Origin of the sequence: Achromobacter sp. SIMBA_011 (genome assembly GCF_046535435.1) — a bacterium.
In the GTDB taxonomy this organism is placed as follows: domain Bacteria; phylum Pseudomonadota; class Gammaproteobacteria; order Burkholderiales; family Burkholderiaceae_B; genus Achromobacter; species Achromobacter dolens.
The window spans coordinates 1-258 of sequence record NZ_JAWRWN010000761.1; the positions used below are offsets into that span (position 1 = coordinate 1).

Annotated in this window: 1 pseudogene; it reads left to right on the plus strand. The window is 59.7% G+C overall.

The features are described 5' to 3' along the window. Nucleotides 1-6: 6 nt before the first annotated feature. Nucleotides 7-258 (plus strand): annotated as a pseudogene (locus SB816_RS33025) (ABC transporter substrate-binding protein); the annotation flags it as partial.

Consider the following 258-nt stretch of genomic DNA (forward strand, 5'->3'; position numbering starts at 1 on the left):
TAATTCATGAAGGTCAATCCAGGTCGCCGGCAACTATTGTCGGGCGGCGTGCTGGCGGGGGCGGCTGCGGCCGTTTCCACACTGGCAACGCCGGCCATAGCCCAATCTTTGCCCAACATTCGTTGGCGTCTGACGTCAGGCTTCCCGAACAATCTGGACACGATCTACGGCGGCGCCGTTGTCATGTCCAACGCCCTGAAGGCGATAACGGGAGGCAAATTCGAAATCCAGGTTTTCCAGGCAGGCGAGATCGTCCCC